This is a genomic window from Bradyrhizobium sp. RP6 (assembly GCF_003837805.1).
Lineage (GTDB): Bacteria > Pseudomonadota > Alphaproteobacteria > Rhizobiales > Xanthobacteraceae > Bradyrhizobium.
Genome location: NZ_RQIT01000014.1, coordinates 93381 through 107837, shown reverse-complemented (window position 1 = coordinate 107837; position 14457 = coordinate 93381). Strand labels below are relative to the sequence as shown.

Annotated in this window: 17 protein-coding genes; 6 read left to right on the top strand and 11 right to left on the bottom strand. The window is 63.6% G+C overall.

Annotated elements, in window-relative coordinates:
* Positions 1-34 precede the first annotated feature (34 nt).
* Together EHH60_RS23690 and xoxF5 are read right to left on the bottom strand one after the other, a co-directional pair.
* Positions 35-556, bottom strand: a complete 522-nt coding sequence (locus tag EHH60_RS23690; RefSeq protein ID WP_370133634.1) for a c-type cytochrome, methanol metabolism-related — start codon at positions 554-556, stop codon at positions 35-37.
* Positions 557-637: 81 nt separating this feature from the next.
* Positions 638-2443: a lanthanide-dependent methanol dehydrogenase XoxF5 gene (xoxF5, locus tag EHH60_RS23685; RefSeq protein WP_124161903.1), complete on the bottom strand. Its 1806-nt coding sequence runs from the start codon at positions 2441-2443 to the stop codon at positions 638-640.
* Positions 2444-2958: 515 nt separating this feature from the next.
* On the opposite strand from xoxF5, the gene EHH60_RS23680 reads away from it, so the two are divergent.
* On the top strand, positions 2959-3927 hold the full coding sequence (locus EHH60_RS23680; RefSeq protein ID WP_124161832.1) for a helix-turn-helix domain-containing protein: 969 nt from the start codon (positions 2959-2961) through the stop codon (positions 3925-3927).
* 39 nt (positions 3928-3966) lie between these two features.
* On the opposite strand, the gene EHH60_RS23675 is transcribed toward EHH60_RS23680, so the two are convergent.
* The 5 genes from EHH60_RS23675 to EHH60_RS23655 form a co-directional block, all read right to left on the bottom strand.
* Complete coding sequence (locus tag EHH60_RS23675; protein WP_124161831.1) at positions 3967-4392, bottom strand: hypothetical protein; 426 nt, start codon at positions 4390-4392, stop codon at positions 3967-3969.
* Between the two features lie 125 nt (positions 4393-4517).
* Entirely contained in the window at positions 4518-5519 is a 1002-nt protein-coding gene (locus tag EHH60_RS23670; protein WP_124161830.1) for a Bug family tripartite tricarboxylate transporter substrate binding protein, read from the bottom strand.
* Positions 5520-5789: 270 nt separating this feature from the next.
* A complete protein-coding gene (locus EHH60_RS23665) occupies positions 5790-6719 on the bottom strand; it encodes a substrate-binding periplasmic protein (RefSeq protein ID WP_124161829.1) in 930 nt (309 codons plus the stop codon).
* Positions 6716-7072 carry a c-type cytochrome gene (locus EHH60_RS23660; RefSeq protein ID WP_124161828.1) on the bottom strand — a complete coding sequence of 119 codons (357 nt, stop codon included), beginning with the start codon at positions 7070-7072 and terminating at the stop codon, positions 6716-6718. The genes EHH60_RS23665 and EHH60_RS23660 overlap by 4 nt, the downstream gene beginning before the upstream one ends.
* 10 nt (positions 7073-7082) lie before the next feature.
* Positions 7083-8747: a methanol/ethanol family PQQ-dependent dehydrogenase gene (locus EHH60_RS23655; protein ID WP_124161827.1), complete on the bottom strand. Its 1665-nt coding sequence runs from the start codon at positions 8745-8747 to the stop codon at positions 7083-7085.
* Between the two features lie 339 nt (positions 8748-9086).
* Between EHH60_RS23655 and lanM the strand changes: the two genes are divergently transcribed.
* From lanM to EHH60_RS23630, 5 genes are all read left to right on the top strand, one after another.
* Positions 9087-9479, top strand: a complete 393-nt coding sequence (lanM, locus tag EHH60_RS23650) for a lanmodulin LanM (protein WP_199751885.1) — start codon at positions 9087-9089, stop codon at positions 9477-9479.
* Between the two features lie 138 nt (positions 9480-9617).
* Positions 9618-9962 carry a hypothetical protein gene (locus tag EHH60_RS23645; RefSeq protein WP_124161826.1) on the top strand — a complete coding sequence of 115 codons (345 nt, stop codon included), beginning with the start codon at positions 9618-9620 and terminating at the stop codon, positions 9960-9962.
* 218 nt (positions 9963-10180) lie between these two features.
* Complete coding sequence (pqqA, locus tag EHH60_RS23640) at positions 10181-10261, top strand: pyrroloquinoline quinone precursor peptide PqqA (protein ID WP_012029362.1); 81 nt, start codon at positions 10181-10183, stop codon at positions 10259-10261.
* A 222-nt stretch (positions 10262-10483) separates the two neighbouring features.
* Entirely contained in the window at positions 10484-11353 is an 870-nt protein-coding gene (locus EHH60_RS23635; protein ID WP_124161825.1) for a DUF6662 family protein, read from the top strand.
* Between the two features lie 187 nt (positions 11354-11540).
* Entirely contained in the window at positions 11541-11750 is a 210-nt protein-coding gene (locus EHH60_RS23630) for a hypothetical protein (RefSeq protein ID WP_124161824.1), read from the top strand.
* Positions 11751-11771: 21 nt separating this feature from the next.
* Here the strand turns inward: EHH60_RS23630 and EHH60_RS23625 are convergent, their stop codons facing one another.
* From EHH60_RS23625 to EHH60_RS23610, 4 genes are read right to left on the bottom strand one after another with little or no spacing between them, the layout of a single operon-like run.
* Positions 11772-12119 (bottom strand): hypothetical protein, encoded by a 348-nt coding sequence (locus EHH60_RS23625; protein WP_124161823.1) that lies wholly within the window; start codon positions 12117-12119, stop codon positions 11772-11774.
* 26 nt (positions 12120-12145) lie between these two features.
* Positions 12146-12940, bottom strand: coding sequence for a pentapeptide repeat-containing protein (locus tag EHH60_RS23620; RefSeq protein WP_124161822.1), 795 nt, complete (start codon positions 12938-12940; stop codon positions 12146-12148).
* Positions 12941-12988: 48 nt separating this feature from the next.
* Positions 12989-13729, bottom strand: coding sequence for an ABC transporter ATP-binding protein (locus EHH60_RS23615; RefSeq protein WP_124161821.1), 741 nt, complete (start codon positions 13727-13729; stop codon positions 12989-12991).
* On the bottom strand, positions 13719-14456 hold the full coding sequence (locus tag EHH60_RS23610) for an ABC transporter permease (protein WP_124161820.1): 738 nt from the start codon (positions 14454-14456) through the stop codon (positions 13719-13721). Before EHH60_RS23610 ends, EHH60_RS23615 begins: the two co-directional genes overlap by 11 nt.
* Position 14457 lies beyond the last annotated feature (1 nt).

Below are 14457 nucleotides of genomic sequence, written 5' to 3'. Positions count from 1 at the left end.
AGCCAAGACGTGGTCTCGGCAGTCCTCGTAACGTTCATTTGTTACCCATGCAGGCGTCTTCCGCCTTTTTGTACGCCTCTGTCTTCTCCTCCTTCTTGGCGGGACGCTGCCGGCCCCATGCTTCGGTGGAGCGGGCGCGCAGATAGACGTACAGATCATCCATGTAGCAGGCGACGTTCGGGTTGTCGCCGAACGCCGGCATGACGTTCTCTTGCGCGGTCGAGATGTTCTTGCGGCCGGAGGCGATCACGCCCAGGAAGTCGCCATAGCTCATGCTCTTGACCGAATCCTTGAGCGCCGGCGCGTAGGTGGAGCCCATGCCGTCGGGGCCATGGCAGACGTGGCAGTCGGAGTGATAGCGGCGGTAGCCGGAATAGGTGAACCAGTCCACGGTGCCATCGGCCGAAATCTTGTAGGTGGGATTGCCCTCCTTATCGAGCCACTTCCCGTCGTCTTCCTTCTTCACGGCGGTGGGGTCGCCCGGGCCGTCCGCGACCGCAAGTCCTCCGGACGCGACCAAGATCGTGGCAGCAATGACAAAGCAGATTTTACGCAAGAGATTGTTTCCTCGGCAGGCGTTCGGTGGAGACGAGCCGGCGCGTGGAGTGATCCACGCGCCGGAGCGATGCTGAAGGGCCTAGTTCGGGAGCGAGAACACGGTCAGCGTGCCGCCGAGCGCCGTGTAGTTGCTGAGGGCGGCGTAGCCACCGACTGCGCCGAGACCTGCGGTCGGGTCGGTCAGACCCGCCGCCAGACCGATACCGGCCCAGCCACCGACGCCGGAGAGCACGGCAACGTACTGCTTGCCATTGTTCTCATAGGTGGTGACGTTGCCGATGATGCCGGAGGGAGTCTTGAACTTGTAGAGCTCCTTGCCGGACTTGGCGTCGACGGCCTTCAGGTAGCCTTCGAGCGTGCCGTAGAACACCACGCCGCCGGCCGTTGCGAGCGCACCCGACCAGACCGAGAACTGCTCCTTGTTCGACCACACGATCTTGCCGGTCTTGCCGTCCCAGGCGATGAAGTTGCCCATGTGGCTTTCACCCGGGGGAGGGTACATCGAGAGCGTCGCACCCACATAGGGCTGGCCCGCGGTATAGCTCACCTTGAACGGCTCATAGTCCATGCAGACATGGTTGGTCGGAACGTAGAACAGCTGCGTGTCCGGCGAGTAGGCTGCCGGCTGCTCGTCCTTGGTGCCGAGCGCGGCCGGGCAGATGCCCTTCACGTTGACGTCCTCGCCCGCCTTGTCCGTCGAAGCTGCGTCGAGCACCTTCGGACGGCCATAGGTCGGAGAGCTCTTGTTCATGTCGACGCCGGAGGTCCAGTTCACCTTCGGATCGTATTTCTCGGCGACCAGCAGTTCACCGTTCTCGCGGTCCATGGTGTAGGCGAGGCCGTTGCGGTCGAAGTGCGTCAGCAGCTTGCGGTTCTGGCCGTTGATCTGCTGATCAGTGAGGATCATCTCGTTAACACCGTCATAGTCCCACTCGTCGTGCGGCGTCATCTGGTAGACCCACTTCGCCATGCCGGTGTCGGCATCGCGCGCGAAGATCGTCATCGACCATTTGTTGTCGCCGGGGCGCTGTTTCGGATTCCAGGTCGAGGGGTTGCCCGAGCCGTAATAGACCATGTTCAGAGCGGGATCGTAGGAGATCCAGCCCCAGGTGCAGCCGCCGCCGATCTTCCACTGGTCGCCCTGCCAGGTCTTCAGCGAGGAGTCGGGGCCGACCGGCTTGCCAAGCGACGTCGTCTTGACGGGATCGAGCTTGATCTGATCGTCGGGACCTTCGGAGTAGGCGCGCCAGACCTGCTTGCCGCTCTTGAGGTCGTAAGCGGTGACGTGGCACTGCACGCCAAATTCGCCGCCCGAAATGCCGACGAGGACCTTGTCCTTCACGACCAGCGCCGCCGATGTACCGGTCTCGCCCTTCGCCGGGTTGCCGTTGGTCGCCGACCATGCCACCTGGCCGGTCTTGGCGTCGAGCGCGACGAGGTTGGTGTCGGCCTGATGCAGGATGATCTTGCCGTCTCCGTATGACAGGCCACGGTTGACTGTGTCGCAGCACATCACGGGGATGACGTTCGGATCCTGCTTCGGCTCGTACTTCCAGACGATCTTGTTCTCGTTGGAAAGGTCAAGAGCGTACACCTTGTTCGGGAACGGCGTGTGGACGTACATCATGTTGCCGATGATCAGCGGGCCGCCTTCATGGCCGCGCAGCACGCCGGTCGAGAACGTCCAGGCGACTTGGAGCTTGCCAACGTTCTGAGCGTTGATCTGGTTCAGCTTGGAATAGCGGGTGTTGGCATAGTCACCTGCCGGCATCACCCAGTCCTTCGGGTTCTGCGACATCTTGATCAGCTCGTCATTGGCTGCAGCGCTGCCAGCGGCGAGAGCCGCCGCTGAGCCTAGATAGGTCGCCAGTAGCACCTTGCGCATAGTCATTCCTCCGTTGATCTCGTTTATTGTTTCCGAACCATTGTTCAATCACCGGGCTCCTCGTCCGGCGTTCTGCTCGTGCAGGGCGGTCACGATTGGGACCAGAAACGATGCTGGGCTGTTTCCTCCTCCTGATGAGAGCCACGGGTCCACGTGCAGGAGCGGCCCGTTCTTGTTGTTCCTGCCGCAATCCCTAACGCCTTCGCCATTGGGAAACTTGCCCAAGAGAGAAGCCGGTTTGCTCGACAGCGCACGGCGACAAAGATTTTGATTTTGCAGTAGCGAATTCAGTTGTTTCCGCGCCGCGGCGGGCCGCGCTCAACGCTCAGGTTCCCCTTGACGGCGCTGCAACTAAGGCGGAGGATTATGGCTTCAAGGGTGGCAATGGAACGGTGGCGCTTGTTCCACAAGATCGCTCAAATTCGAGGTAAACGTCGCGCAATCACGGCTGAGGGCTCCGGCAGCGCTGGTCGCGATTCGCGTCGAATCTCCGGATCAAACCAGTGGCTGGATTAATGTCCGACACAATTCACACGCTCTCGACGACCGGAATGACGCCGAAGCGGCAGATCCAGAGCTGGATCGACGGGCTGACGAGCCTGTGTGGGCATTTCGACGTCGATCCACTGGAAGCGTCCTCGCTGGAAGGTCGCATCGACTACACCAGCGTCTCGCGCCTCAAGCTCTGCCAGATCGAGGTGAGCCAGCATCGCATCGCGCACACGCTGGCGCGCGCCAAGGCCAACGAACACCCGTACATCAAGATCCACTTCCAGACCTACGGGGTGTCCTATTTCGAACAAGAAGGCCGCCACATCGAAATCAACCCCGGCGACATCATCGCCTATGATGTCTCCTGCCCGCATTCGATCATCAGCCCGGCCTTCACGCGTCACGACGTGGTGATCGTGCCGAAGGCACTGCTGCGCGACCGCGGCTTCCCATCGCAGCGGATGCCCGCCTGCAAGCTGTCCTCGAAGACAGGCACGGGGCGGATCGCCCATGATTTCGTCCATGCGACCTTCGACGAGGCGGCAAAGCTGTCAGCGAACAGCGCGGTCGGCGTCGCTGATTCCCTGATCGACCTGCTGTTGCTGCCGCTGCGCGAAGCCGACACGATGTTCGATCGTGTCGGGCCCGAGGCGATGTATGTGCGCGCGCAGTTCTTCATCCGCGAGCACTTGCGCGATCCGGATCTGTGCATCGACCAGATCTCGGCCGAGCTCGGCTGCTCCAAGCGCTATCTGCACATGCTGTTCTCGGAGCGCGGCACCACGGTGAGCGACTACATCTGGCAGGCCCGGTTGCAGAACTGCCGCCAGGAACTCGAGGCCCACGCCGGCAAGACCATCACCGACGTCGCGTTCTCTTGGGGCTTCTCCAGCTCGTCGCATTTCAGCCGGGTGTTCCGGAAATATTTCGGCGTGGTGCCGTCCTCGATCCATAAGTCGCAGCAGGGTGCCGTGAATTCGGGCGGGCATTAGACGTCTTGAGCGAACCACGCGCGCGGCGCAGGCTGAAGCTCACGCCGACGTTGCGATGTAGGGAATGCCGGCCACCAAAGCGACCAGCAGCACCGCGTTCCCCAGCATCACGCTCCAGTGCAGCCGGCGCAACCGTCGTGCAGCATCGGCATCCCCGGCGTCGCTCGCTCTGAGCTGGTCGTCTACCCGTCGCATGAAGCGGCGTCGTCCCCAAATCGCCAGGGCTGCTATCATGCCGACGCCAACGGCAGCAAGCGGGCGGCCATCGAGGAGGAGAGCCACCGTCCCAATGATGCCGACGGCGCGCATGACCAGAAAATGAGCGTTGAACATTCCGCGCAGCAATTGGGCGACAGGCTGGATATCGAGCCTCACCAGAAGGAAGGCCGGCGATGCCAGGGTGAAATAGCTCATCGGAAAGAGCAGGATGATCATAACGGCGACGGCGACGGCATCCGGTGTCATGGGATCGGCCCTCCTTGTCCGCAGAAGGGTACAATCATAACGGGAAAACGCGCTTCCGACACTGGGCTTTGGTCGGACTCCGGGCCGGAAAGCGAGCAACCGGCCTACCGGCCATGGCGTGAAGGTCAGGCCGGCTCAAGGCCCAATGACTTCGCGCTCTCGATCCAGATCGGCAGCTCGCGCTGATACAGCGCATTGGTTTCCTTGAAGCCGATTGCGGGTTCGAGCACGAAGGTCGCGAGAACCTCCTTCACTTTCGGATCGTTGTTGGCGGCGACGCAGAGCTCGGCGATGCGATCGACTACCGGCTGCGGCGTCGCTTTCGGCACGGCCCATCCGGTGAACCCGCTGACGGTGAAGAACTTTGACGTCGCGCCCTGTTCGGGCAACGTCTTCACGTTCGGGATCGCGTCGACCTTCTTCGAATGCACGGCGAACACGGTGCCGCGGTCGCTTTGCAGGACCGACTGCGCGGCCGTGTAGCTACCCATGGCGGCATCGAGCGTGCCTTCGAGCATGCCAGTCCACATCGGCGCTTCGCCGCGATAATGGACCGGCTCGATATTGAGGCCGTACTGCTTGTTGAGCTCGTTGATCGTCATGTGCGGAGCCGAGCCCGCGCTGTAGGTGCCGAAATTCACCTTGCCGCTCTTGCGCGAGAAAGCGACGAAATCCTCCAGCGTCTTGATCCCCGTCTTCGGGTTCGCCACCAGCAACAGGCCGGCGCCCGGAATGACGCTGACGAGCATCAGATCCTTGTCCATGTCGTAGCCGGGATTCTTCATCACCACCCGGTTCATGATGTAGGTGGTCGAGATCGAGCACAGGATGGTGTGGCCGTCGGGCTCCGCGCGGGCGACCTCGGCCGTGCCGATTGCGCCGGAGGCGCCGGGCTTGTTCTCGACGACGACGGTCTTGCCGGTCTGCTTGGAGATGAATTCGCCATAGGCGCGCGCCAGCAGGTCAGTCTGTCCGCCGGCGGGATAGCTGCAAATCATGCGAATCTGCCGCGCAGGCCAGGTGCCTTGTGATGTGCCTTGCGCCGAGGCGCCGCGTGCGACGAATGGCATCGCCAGTGCGGTGGTACCGGCGGCGATGAAGTGGCGGCGATCGAGTTTGGCGGACATGATTCTCTCCCGGATTTTTGCGGAACCTACTGCATCATGCTGGCGCCTGGCATGCCCGGCAGGCGAGACAGATTGGCGCATCGGATCCATCTTTCACTCCGGGATGCGGACGCAGCGCACAGGGAATTCGTGCCCGCAGGGACCCGGCGCAACGCGACTACGACGGTGTGCTGCTGCGCGTGGCGTCGGCCGCAGCGAAATGCGTAGCGTGACGCCGCAGGCCCTGCGGAGCGTCACTGCCTGCCGTCCGGGACATGAGCGCCCTTGCAATCACCGCTGAATGATTTGCGTCCAGACGTCGCCCAGAATCGCTGGCTCCCGCGGCGGCAGATAGGTGAGCCCGGCCTGCTTGCCGAATTCGGCGATCTTGCCTTCGGCAGCAAGCTGGCCGAGCGCCTTGTTGACGGCCTCGATCAGCGCGCCATCGCTGGCGAGCCCGACATAGCCGCGATTGGCGCCGATCGGGTAGTAGTAGCCGGACGCCGTGATCGCCGTGTCGGGGTGCGCGGCGCGATGGGCGTCGAAACGGGCAAGGTCGATCAGCGTCGCGTCATGGTCGCCGCGCTGGAGCGCGTCGAGGAGGTCGTCGCGACCGGGGACGAGATGGGTGATGTTGTCGATTAATCGGCCCTTGTCGAAGTTCATCAGGATGGCGTCGCCGAGCGACCCGCTTTCGATGGCAAGACGAAGGCCGGCGAGATCGCCGATGTGGCCGACCTTGCGGCCGCGGGCCTTCGGCCCAAGCACCACCGTCATCGGGGAATAGACGTAAGGCCGGCTCGGCGCGAGCACGCCCAGCGGGACGCGGCGGCGCCGATCGTCGCGTGTGGCCCCGGCGAAATCCGGCAAGCGCGCCGTCTTCATCCCGGGGGCGACGAGCGAATCCTGCGTCAGCGCGTAGCCGCCGACGAGCGAGCAGCGCCCATCCGAGAGCAGCGCGTTGGCTTCGAGCTGCGGGCTCGAATCCTCGTCCAGCCTGCTCTCAAACCACTGGATCGCCAGCGGCCGTCCGAGCCGCTCCGCCATCGCCTTGGCCAGCAGCACGTCGAAGCCGGCCTCCGGCTGACCGCGGTGATGCACCGAGAGCGGCGGCCGGTCTTCGTCGAGGCAGATCTTCAGGGGATCGTCTGCCGCAAAAGCGCCCGACGCCATCGTGGATAGAAAGGCCGCAACGCTCCATGCAACGCGCCGGCCGCTCATGGCTTCCTCCGGCTGGAAATGAAGGCCCAGAGGTCCCCGATCTGGTCGTCGCTGAGGATGTCGCCCCAGGGCGGCATCTTGTTGTTCTTGCCGTTCTTGACCGTCGTCACGAAGCGCGTCTTGTCGTCGGGGAAGACGCGCAGGTCTGGCGTGATGGTACCGGAGTTCATCAGGTTGGGGCCATGGCAGTGTGAGCATTTCTCGGCATAGGTCGACTTGCCGTGGTCGATCTGCGCCTGCAGTGGATTGCCGGTTGCGTCATCCGCGGCGCGAACGGTCGCCGCAAGCGCGACCGTCAGCACCGCGACGGTGGCGATCGTCGCCACCGTCCTGTGTGATACTTCTCTCAGCATCGTGTCGTGCTTATTGCTTGACCGCAAAGACCCAGAGCGAGCCGCCGGGCGGCACCTGAGCCAGCCGTTCGTCACCGGAGAACAACGAGTAGACGCCGCCATAGCCGCTCGTCACCGCAACATACTGCACGCCATCCTGCTGCCAGGTCACTGGCTGTCCCTCGATGCCGGACCCGGTCTGGAACTGCCAGAGCTTCTTGCCGGTGTCGGCGTCGAAGGCCTCGAACTCGCCGGTCAGCTGACCCGAGAACACGACGCCCCCGGCCGTCGACAGCACGCCCGAGAAGCGCGGAATGTCGCTCGGCGCCTCCCACTTGGCCTTGCCGGTCATGGGGTCGATCGCCTTGAGGTAGCCGCGCGGTCCGTCCCCGAACTCCCAGGGATCGGTCAGGTCCATGCCGAGATACCATTCACCCTGCTTGAAGGTGACGGGCTCCGCCTTGTACTTGCCGCCGAAAGTGAGCGTGTTGGCATAGGCGAGGCCGGTCTGCGGATTGAACGACATCGGCTCCCAATTCTTGCCGCCGAGGATGGAGGGATAGACTGTCACCTTCTTGCCCTCCCGCGCGTCCTTGGAAATGTCGGTCTCGATCGGGCGCCCCGTCTTCATGTCGATGCCGGTCGCCCAGTTGACCTTCACGTAAGGATTGGCCGCGAGCAGCTTCCCGTTGGTGCGGTCGAGCACGTAGAAGAAGCCGTTGCGGTTGGCATTCATCAGCACCTTGGTCGGCTTACCCTCGACGTTCATGTCGGCGAGGACCATCTCTGCGACCGCGTCGTAATCGAACGGATTGTTCGGCGAGAACTGGTAGTGCCACTTGATCTTGCCAGTCTTGGGATCCATCGCCAGGACGGAGCAGGTATAGAGATTGTCGCCGGGCCGTACCGCCGAATTGAACGGGCCGGGATTGCCGATGCCCCAATAGACAGTCTTCAGCTCAGGATCGTATGAGCCCGTGATCCAGGTCGAGCCGCCGCCGAGCTTCCAGGTGTCGCCCTTCCAGGTGTCGCCGCCGGGCTCGTCCGGCGAAGGGATCGAGTGGGTGCGCCAGAGGTGCTTGCCGGTTGCCGGATCCCAGCCGTCGATGAAGCCGCGGGTGCCGAACTCGGCGCCTGAGACGCCTGTAATGACGACGCCGTCGGCGACCAGCGGGGCCACCGTCATGGAATAGCCTTCCTTGATGTCGGCCGCCTTCTGCCGCCACAGCTCCTTGCCGTTCTTCGCGTCGATTGCAATCACGTTCGCATCGAGCGTCGTCCGGAACAGCTTGCCTTCATGGATCGCAGCGCCGCGGTTGATGATGCCGCAGCAGACGATCCGGGGCGTCTCGGCGGGATATTCGATCTTGCTCTTCCAGATCTGCTTGCCGGTCTTGGCATCGACTGCCATGGTGGCATTGTGCGAGGTGACGTAGATGACGCCCTGATAGACAAGGGGCTGGGATTCCTCACTACGATCGTCATTGAAGCTGTAATTCCAGATCGGGACGAGATTCTTGACCGTATCCTTGTTGATCTGGTTCAGCGTCGAGAAACGCTGCAGATGGTAGCCCATACCGTAATTGAGAACATTCGATGTGTCGGTGGCGCCCTTGACCAGCTGCTCGGTGGTCTGTGCGCTTGCACAAGTCGACGCAAGCATGACGAGGCCTGCGGCCATCGCAAAGCGTTTCATCCGTTCCTCCCAATATGCGCGCCTTTTGACGCTGCGATTGCAACACTCCGCCCGAAAGCAAAACTCGTCAATACGAAAGTCGTAAGTGCCGTGCCGATATCGGGCGGGGGAGCGAGTCACTTCTACAAAACCTGACCGCAACGGACGCCAACTTGCGCGGAGACGCTGCGGAAATCCACGACACGAAGCGCCTCCGGACGCCGGCGGCCTTGGTGGACGTTAGGTGTTCCGCGAGTTGTGGCGCGTGCAAGTTGCAATTGGACTTGAACCGGCGTGCGCTTGTGGATTTATCTTGTTTCTGTCCGCCCCGACCCGGGGCTCTCTGTGTGGGAGGTCTTGATGATTTCGTTTCGCCCAGCTGCGCTTGCCCTCGCGATTGCATTGCTCTCCAGTCCGGCGTGGCCGGCTCCCGGAAACGCGATCAAGATGTTCGATCCTGACAATGACGGCACGCTCGATCTTGCCGAGGTAAAGAAAGCGGCGTCCGCGTTGTTCACAAAGCTCGACCCCGATCGCGACGGCACGCTCGATGCACGCGAATTGCGAGGGCGATTGACAACGAAAGAACTTGCCGCCGCCGATCCTGACCGGGACGGCACGCTTACGATCGACGAATATCTGTCCGTGGTCGAGCAACGCTTCAATGCGGCGAATCCCGACAAGGACGGAACGCTGGATGCGAAGGAGCTGAACTCGCGCCCAGGTCGCGCCCTGCTGAAATTGTTGCGGTGAGCGCCGCAATCGGAACTGACGTGACGAGGGCAGGTTTGCGATCATTCCGGCCTGACGCTCGGGAACATCGGGCTGCTCGGCCTGTTTTCTCCGCAACGTCCTGCCTGGCGCCGGGGCTGCGCGGCAGGCGAAGAGGAGATGCAGATGAACACGAAACGTTCCGTTCTTACCGCCTGCGCGATCCTGACATTGAGCGCCGGCGTTGCCATCGCCGGCCCGTGCAACACCGGAAGCGCCAGCACCGACAAAACCGACAAGGATGCTGGTTCTGGTCCGGTCACCGTGGGCTCCGCTCAATCGCACTCGTCCAGCTCGACGAGCGATACCAGCCAGCATCCGCCGACCAGCACGATGAATCGGGCGAGCGGTGAAACGCCGGCTTCGTCCGAGGATGCGCAGCGGCAAATGCAGAGTGAGCCGACGGCGGCACAGCGCGCCGAAGGCGCCAAGCCGAATGCCGAAATGGCCGACAAGGGCTGCTGACGGCGCCGTTGTCGTTCGACGCGCGGTGCGTTGCACAAGTTATTGTCTCGCTGGTCGTGTTTGACCAAGAGGGAAGTGGCTTTGTCCGGGAGAGAAATGCAGCCGCGAAGAATCGACACAGACGCGCTCGGCAGTCGAATCGAGGCTTGAACTGCACCTGAGGCAGCCCTACGTTTTGCGCCGCGCGATGTCGCGCTCAATACCTTGGGAGACCCCGAATGGCTTGGAAAGCTCCGAAGATCGTGGAAGTGCCGGTGGGCATGGAAATCAACATGTACGCCTGCGCTGCGCGCAAGTAAGACTGACGACCTGCCGCGGGTTCGATGGCGAAGGCCGTCGAAGCCGCGGCAGTGTTGGTTTCGGCCCCGACCTGGCGCTCCGTGCCTCGCGATTGACGCGCAGCCGCACATGCAGGCTTCAATCCCCACGAGAATCTCGACCATGCTCCGCGGCAGTGTGTTACGCTGATGCTCGGCGAGCGTTGCTGCCGTTTAGAGCGGCGCGCGCCTTCGGGGCACGGGATGGGCGGAAGAACCTGTAAGTTCTGGATGGTGATCGGGTGCGCGCTGGCGCTGGCGCCGGCACGCAGCAGCGCCGAGGAAGGCTTCGATACCGAGCATATCTTCGGCTTCATGATCGGCACCGATGTCGGCAATGTCGGCGAGCGCGAATTCCAGACCCAAACGACAGGGCGCGTCGGCAAAGGCGGGGCGGCTTATCGCGCACTCGAGCACGAGGTCGAGATCGAGATCGTGCCACTGCCGAATTTTCGTATCGAACTCGGCGGCACTGCCAGCTTGCACGACATCACCGGCGTCCCTGATATCGACGACCGCCGCCAGTTCAACTTCCAGGGCGCCTCGCTCGACCTGCGCTATCGCCTGCTGGATCGCCGCCGCGCGCCGTTCGGCCTCACCATCGCTGCCGAGCTACACGGCGACCGCATTGACGAGACCAGCGGCGCGAAAGGGCGAATGTATGGCACCGAGTTCACGCTAGCCTTCGACCGCGAGCTCATCCCGAACTTCGCCATCGGCGCCCTCAACCTGATCTATCAGCCGGAATGGGCGCGCTTCGAGGTTGGAGGGGTATCCGAAAAGAGCTCAACGATCGGCGCGGCGTTTGCCGGCTTGGTGCGCGTGCGGCCGAATGTGCTGCTCGGTGGGGAGTTGCGCTATTTCCGGCAATATGAGGGGATCGGCCTCGGAGAATTCGCAGGCCAGGCCCTGTTCGTCGGCCCCACCGCCTATTTTCAGCTATCCGAGCGCTCGCGGCTGACCTTGAGCTGGAGCATGCAGGCTTGGGGGCGTCCGGCCGGATCGGGCGGCAATCTCGACCTCGTCAATTACGAGCGGCACCAGGCCCGGATGGTGTTCGGGATCAACTTCTAGCTGCGGGATCGTCATGGCGGGGACAGCACGGCCATGACTCTGGAGAATTCGGCGTTTGCTTCGCCAGAGCAGCGAGGAGCGGAAGCGGTTCCCGTCGCCATTCCTCACGTCCGCCTGAAACTTCTCCCTCCTTTGCAACGTAATCTTTCGTGCTAATCTCCAGCGCCCCTTGCGAGAGGATCCTGGCATGAACCCGATTGACCTGGTGGTGACTGTGTGTGCGGTGCTCTCGCCTGCGACCTGCGAGGAGCAGCATCTGGTGTTCAACTATTCCGGGTCGCCCCGCCAATGCGTGATGGCCGCGCCGCCCTATATCGCGCAATGGGTCGGCGAGCATCCGAAGTGGCAAGCGGTGCGGTGGCGCTGCGAATACCCACACCGGAACGACAGGGCATAAGGCGCAGGGATCGGTCGAGCGCTACTTCGTGCAGTCCTTCAGATCCTTGTCGGCGATCGAGAACACCGCATCCGCCTTGATCTCGATGTCGCGGACGATGCACTGCCGCGCATTGGGATAGCTGACCTTCGCGTCATAGCGGCCCGGCTCGATGCCGGTAATGCGCAGCCGCTCGTCATGGTCGACCTCCTTGTCCTTGTCGTTCAAGCACTGGTTCGGACCCCAGTCGGTCTTGCCGGCCGGCGCGAGCTGGAAACCGGAGATCGTCTCGGTCGTCAGGTTCCAGAGCCGTACGCCCTTGCCCTTGGCCTGCGCGGCGGCGTCGCCGGCAAGCGTCAACAACGCGATCAATGCCAGAACCAAACGCATCAAGCAGTCCTCCCACAGGCGCGCCGTCATTCCCTGATCAGGCGTTCGCGGTTCTTTGCCTTGTCGAAATTTTTGGCGCGGTCAAGGCCGTTCGGCGCGATCAGCTTCGCCGAGGCGAGATCGGCGCCGTCGAAATCGGTGTCGGTGACGATGGCGCCGGTCAGGTCGGCTCCGCCGAGTTGGGCGTTCTTCAGCGATGCACCGCTCAGGTCGGCACCCCTGAGGACCGCGAATTCAAGGTCGACGCGTGACAAATCGGCGTTGCGCGCGTTCAGCCGTTCCAGATTTGCGGATCTCAGCACCGCGCGCATCAGCCCCATCGACTGGTTGCGCATGTCGGCACCGAGATGCGCATCCGCGATCGACGTGCCGACCATGCTCGCGCCGGTGAGATCTGCCGTGACGCGCGCACCAGTCAGATCGGCGCCGTCGAGGCGAGCACGTGCCATCTGTGACGCGAACAAGTTGGCGCCCTTCAGGCTCGCGCCCGTGAGATCTGCATCCAGCAGCCACGCCTGATCGAGGATCGCCCCATCAAGCCGGGCACCGGCGAGTTTCGTCTTGTTGAGCCGTGCCGCACGGAGAATTGCGTTGGCCAGGTCGAGACCACTGAGATCGAGCCCCGATAACCGCTTGCCGGTCAAATCGGCGGGGGCCCCGGGGGTCGCTTTGGCCAGCGCGGCCTCGACCTCCTGCCGGCTCATCTCGGCGGAGACCATGGCGGGTGATGTCAGATCGAGATCGCGCATCATGTCCTGCGCGCGCATCGTTGTCGCGAGCAAAGCAAGGCCAAGTGCCGTCAGGGCGATCCTTCGCTTCATCGGCAGACTCCGCTGCGGCTTAATTTAGCACGGGCCTCGCGCGGTTGCCTATGAGACATCCCGCCCGGCGTCAACGTCGCCTTGTTCCGCCTGGATGCGCCGTGCAAGCTCGCTCCTGATCGCCGCTATCTCGGCCTCGCTGCGCGCGGCGCGCGGGATGGCGATCGGCACCTCCCGCATAATCCGCGCGGGGCGCGGCGACAGGAAGAACAGCCGGTCGCCAAGCCGGATCGCGTCGTCGAGACTGTGGGTGACGAGCAGCGTCATCACCGGACGGCTCGCGACCAGCGTTGCGATCTCGTCGCGCAAGCGGCCCGCGAGCGCGTCGTCGAGCGAGGCGAGGGGCTCGTCGAGCACCAGGAGATCGGGCTCGACCGCGAAGGCGCGGGCCAGTGCGACGCGGCGGGCAAGGCCGAGCGACAATTCGCCGGGGAAGTGGCCGCGATGCGCTTCCAGCTCCAGGATCCGGAACAGCTCTGACAGCTTCGCGTCGGAAACCTCCGGTGCCGCAAGCCGTACATTCTGCTCGACCGAGCGCCATGGCAGCAGGCGCGGCTCCTGGAACACCATGCCGATCCGCGCCTCTGGCGGTCGCGCGACGCGGCCTGCAAAGTCGTGGTCCAAGCCGAGGATGATGCGCAGCATCGTGCTCTTGCCGCAGCCGGACGGGCCGATCAGCACGCCGACCTCGCCGGATTGAAGCGCGAATTGGACCGGCGCCAGCACCTCGTGCGTTTCGCCCGCAGCACTCCTGAAGGACTTGCCTGTAATCTCGACCTCAAGCCGCACGGGGCCGCCATCGGTTTGCGCGGGCTTCGAACGGCTGCACCAGCAAGGTTTCGATGACGAGCACGACGGCGGCGAAGGTCAGGGAATAGGCCAGCAGTCGCGGCGTGTCGAACAGCTGGAAGGCGACGCCGATCTCGAAGCCGACGCCGTTCGGACGACCCAGGAGCTCGGCGACCAGCACGATCTTCCACACCAGCGACAGCCCGGAGCGCGCGGAGGCCGCGATATAGGGCGCAAGCTGCGGCAGCACGACGTGGCGGAAGGCGCGCCAGCGCGGCATCGCGAACACGCTCGCCATCTCGTCGAGCGAGCGGTCGAGCGCGCGGGCGCCCTCGCGCAAGGTCACGATGGCGGTCGGCAGCTTGTTGATGGCGATCGCCGCGATCGCGGCGGCCTCGGTGAGGCCGGCCCAGATATAGGCCAGTACGATCACGACCAGGGCCGGCAAATTGAGCAGCAGGATCAGCCAGGGATCGCCGAGCCGGTCGGCGAGCCTCACCCGGCCCATCAGGTAGCCGATCGCGCTGCCGAGCGACATCGCCAACACGAAGGCGAGCGTGACGCGTGCCAGCGTGGCGCCGAGATGCAGGAACAGCGCGCCGGACGAGGCTTCCGCGATCATCACCTGGAGCACGGCCGGCGGTGAGGGCAGCTTCGCACCACCGACGAACAGCGCGGCGGTCCACCAGGTTGCTAGAAACAGGGCGAACGAGAGAAGACGCAGCACC

Coding starts and splice junctions, on each gene's coding strand:
- xoxF5 (WP_124161903.1), bottom strand. CDS start 2,443: ATGCGCAAGGTGCTACTGGCGACCTATCTAGGCTCAGCGGCGGCTCTC.
- EHH60_RS23680 (WP_124161832.1), top strand. CDS start 2,959: ATGTCCGACACAATTCACACGCTCTCGACGACCGGAATGACGCCGAAG.
- EHH60_RS23675 (WP_124161831.1), bottom strand. CDS start 4,392: ATGACACCGGATGCCGTCGCCGTCGCCGTTATGATCATCCTGCTCTTT.
- EHH60_RS23670 (WP_124161830.1), bottom strand. CDS start 5,519: ATGTCCGCCAAACTCGATCGCCGCCACTTCATCGCCGCCGGTACCACC.
- EHH60_RS23665 (WP_124161829.1), bottom strand. CDS start 6,719: ATGAGCGGCCGGCGCGTTGCATGGAGCGTTGCGGCCTTTCTATCCACG.
- EHH60_RS23660 (WP_124161828.1), bottom strand. CDS start 7,072: ATGCTGAGAGAAGTATCACACAGGACGGTGGCGACGATCGCCACCGTC.
- EHH60_RS23655 (WP_124161827.1), bottom strand. CDS start 8,747: ATGAAACGCTTTGCGATGGCCGCAGGCCTCGTCATGCTTGCGTCGACT.
- lanM (WP_199751885.1), top strand. CDS start 9,087: ATGATTTCGTTTCGCCCAGCTGCGCTTGCCCTCGCGATTGCATTGCTC.
- EHH60_RS23645 (WP_124161826.1), top strand. CDS start 9,618: ATGCAGATGAACACGAAACGTTCCGTTCTTACCGCCTGCGCGATCCTG.
- pqqA (WP_012029362.1), top strand. CDS start 10,181: ATGGCTTGGAAAGCTCCGAAGATCGTGGAAGTGCCGGTGGGCATGGAA.
- EHH60_RS23635 (WP_124161825.1), top strand. CDS start 10,484: ATGGGCGGAAGAACCTGTAAGTTCTGGATGGTGATCGGGTGCGCGCTG.
- EHH60_RS23630 (WP_124161824.1), top strand. CDS start 11,541: ATGAACCCGATTGACCTGGTGGTGACTGTGTGTGCGGTGCTCTCGCCT.
- EHH60_RS23625 (WP_124161823.1), bottom strand. CDS start 12,119: ATGCGTTTGGTTCTGGCATTGATCGCGTTGTTGACGCTTGCCGGCGAC.
- EHH60_RS23620 (WP_124161822.1), bottom strand. CDS start 12,940: ATGAAGCGAAGGATCGCCCTGACGGCACTTGGCCTTGCTTTGCTCGCG.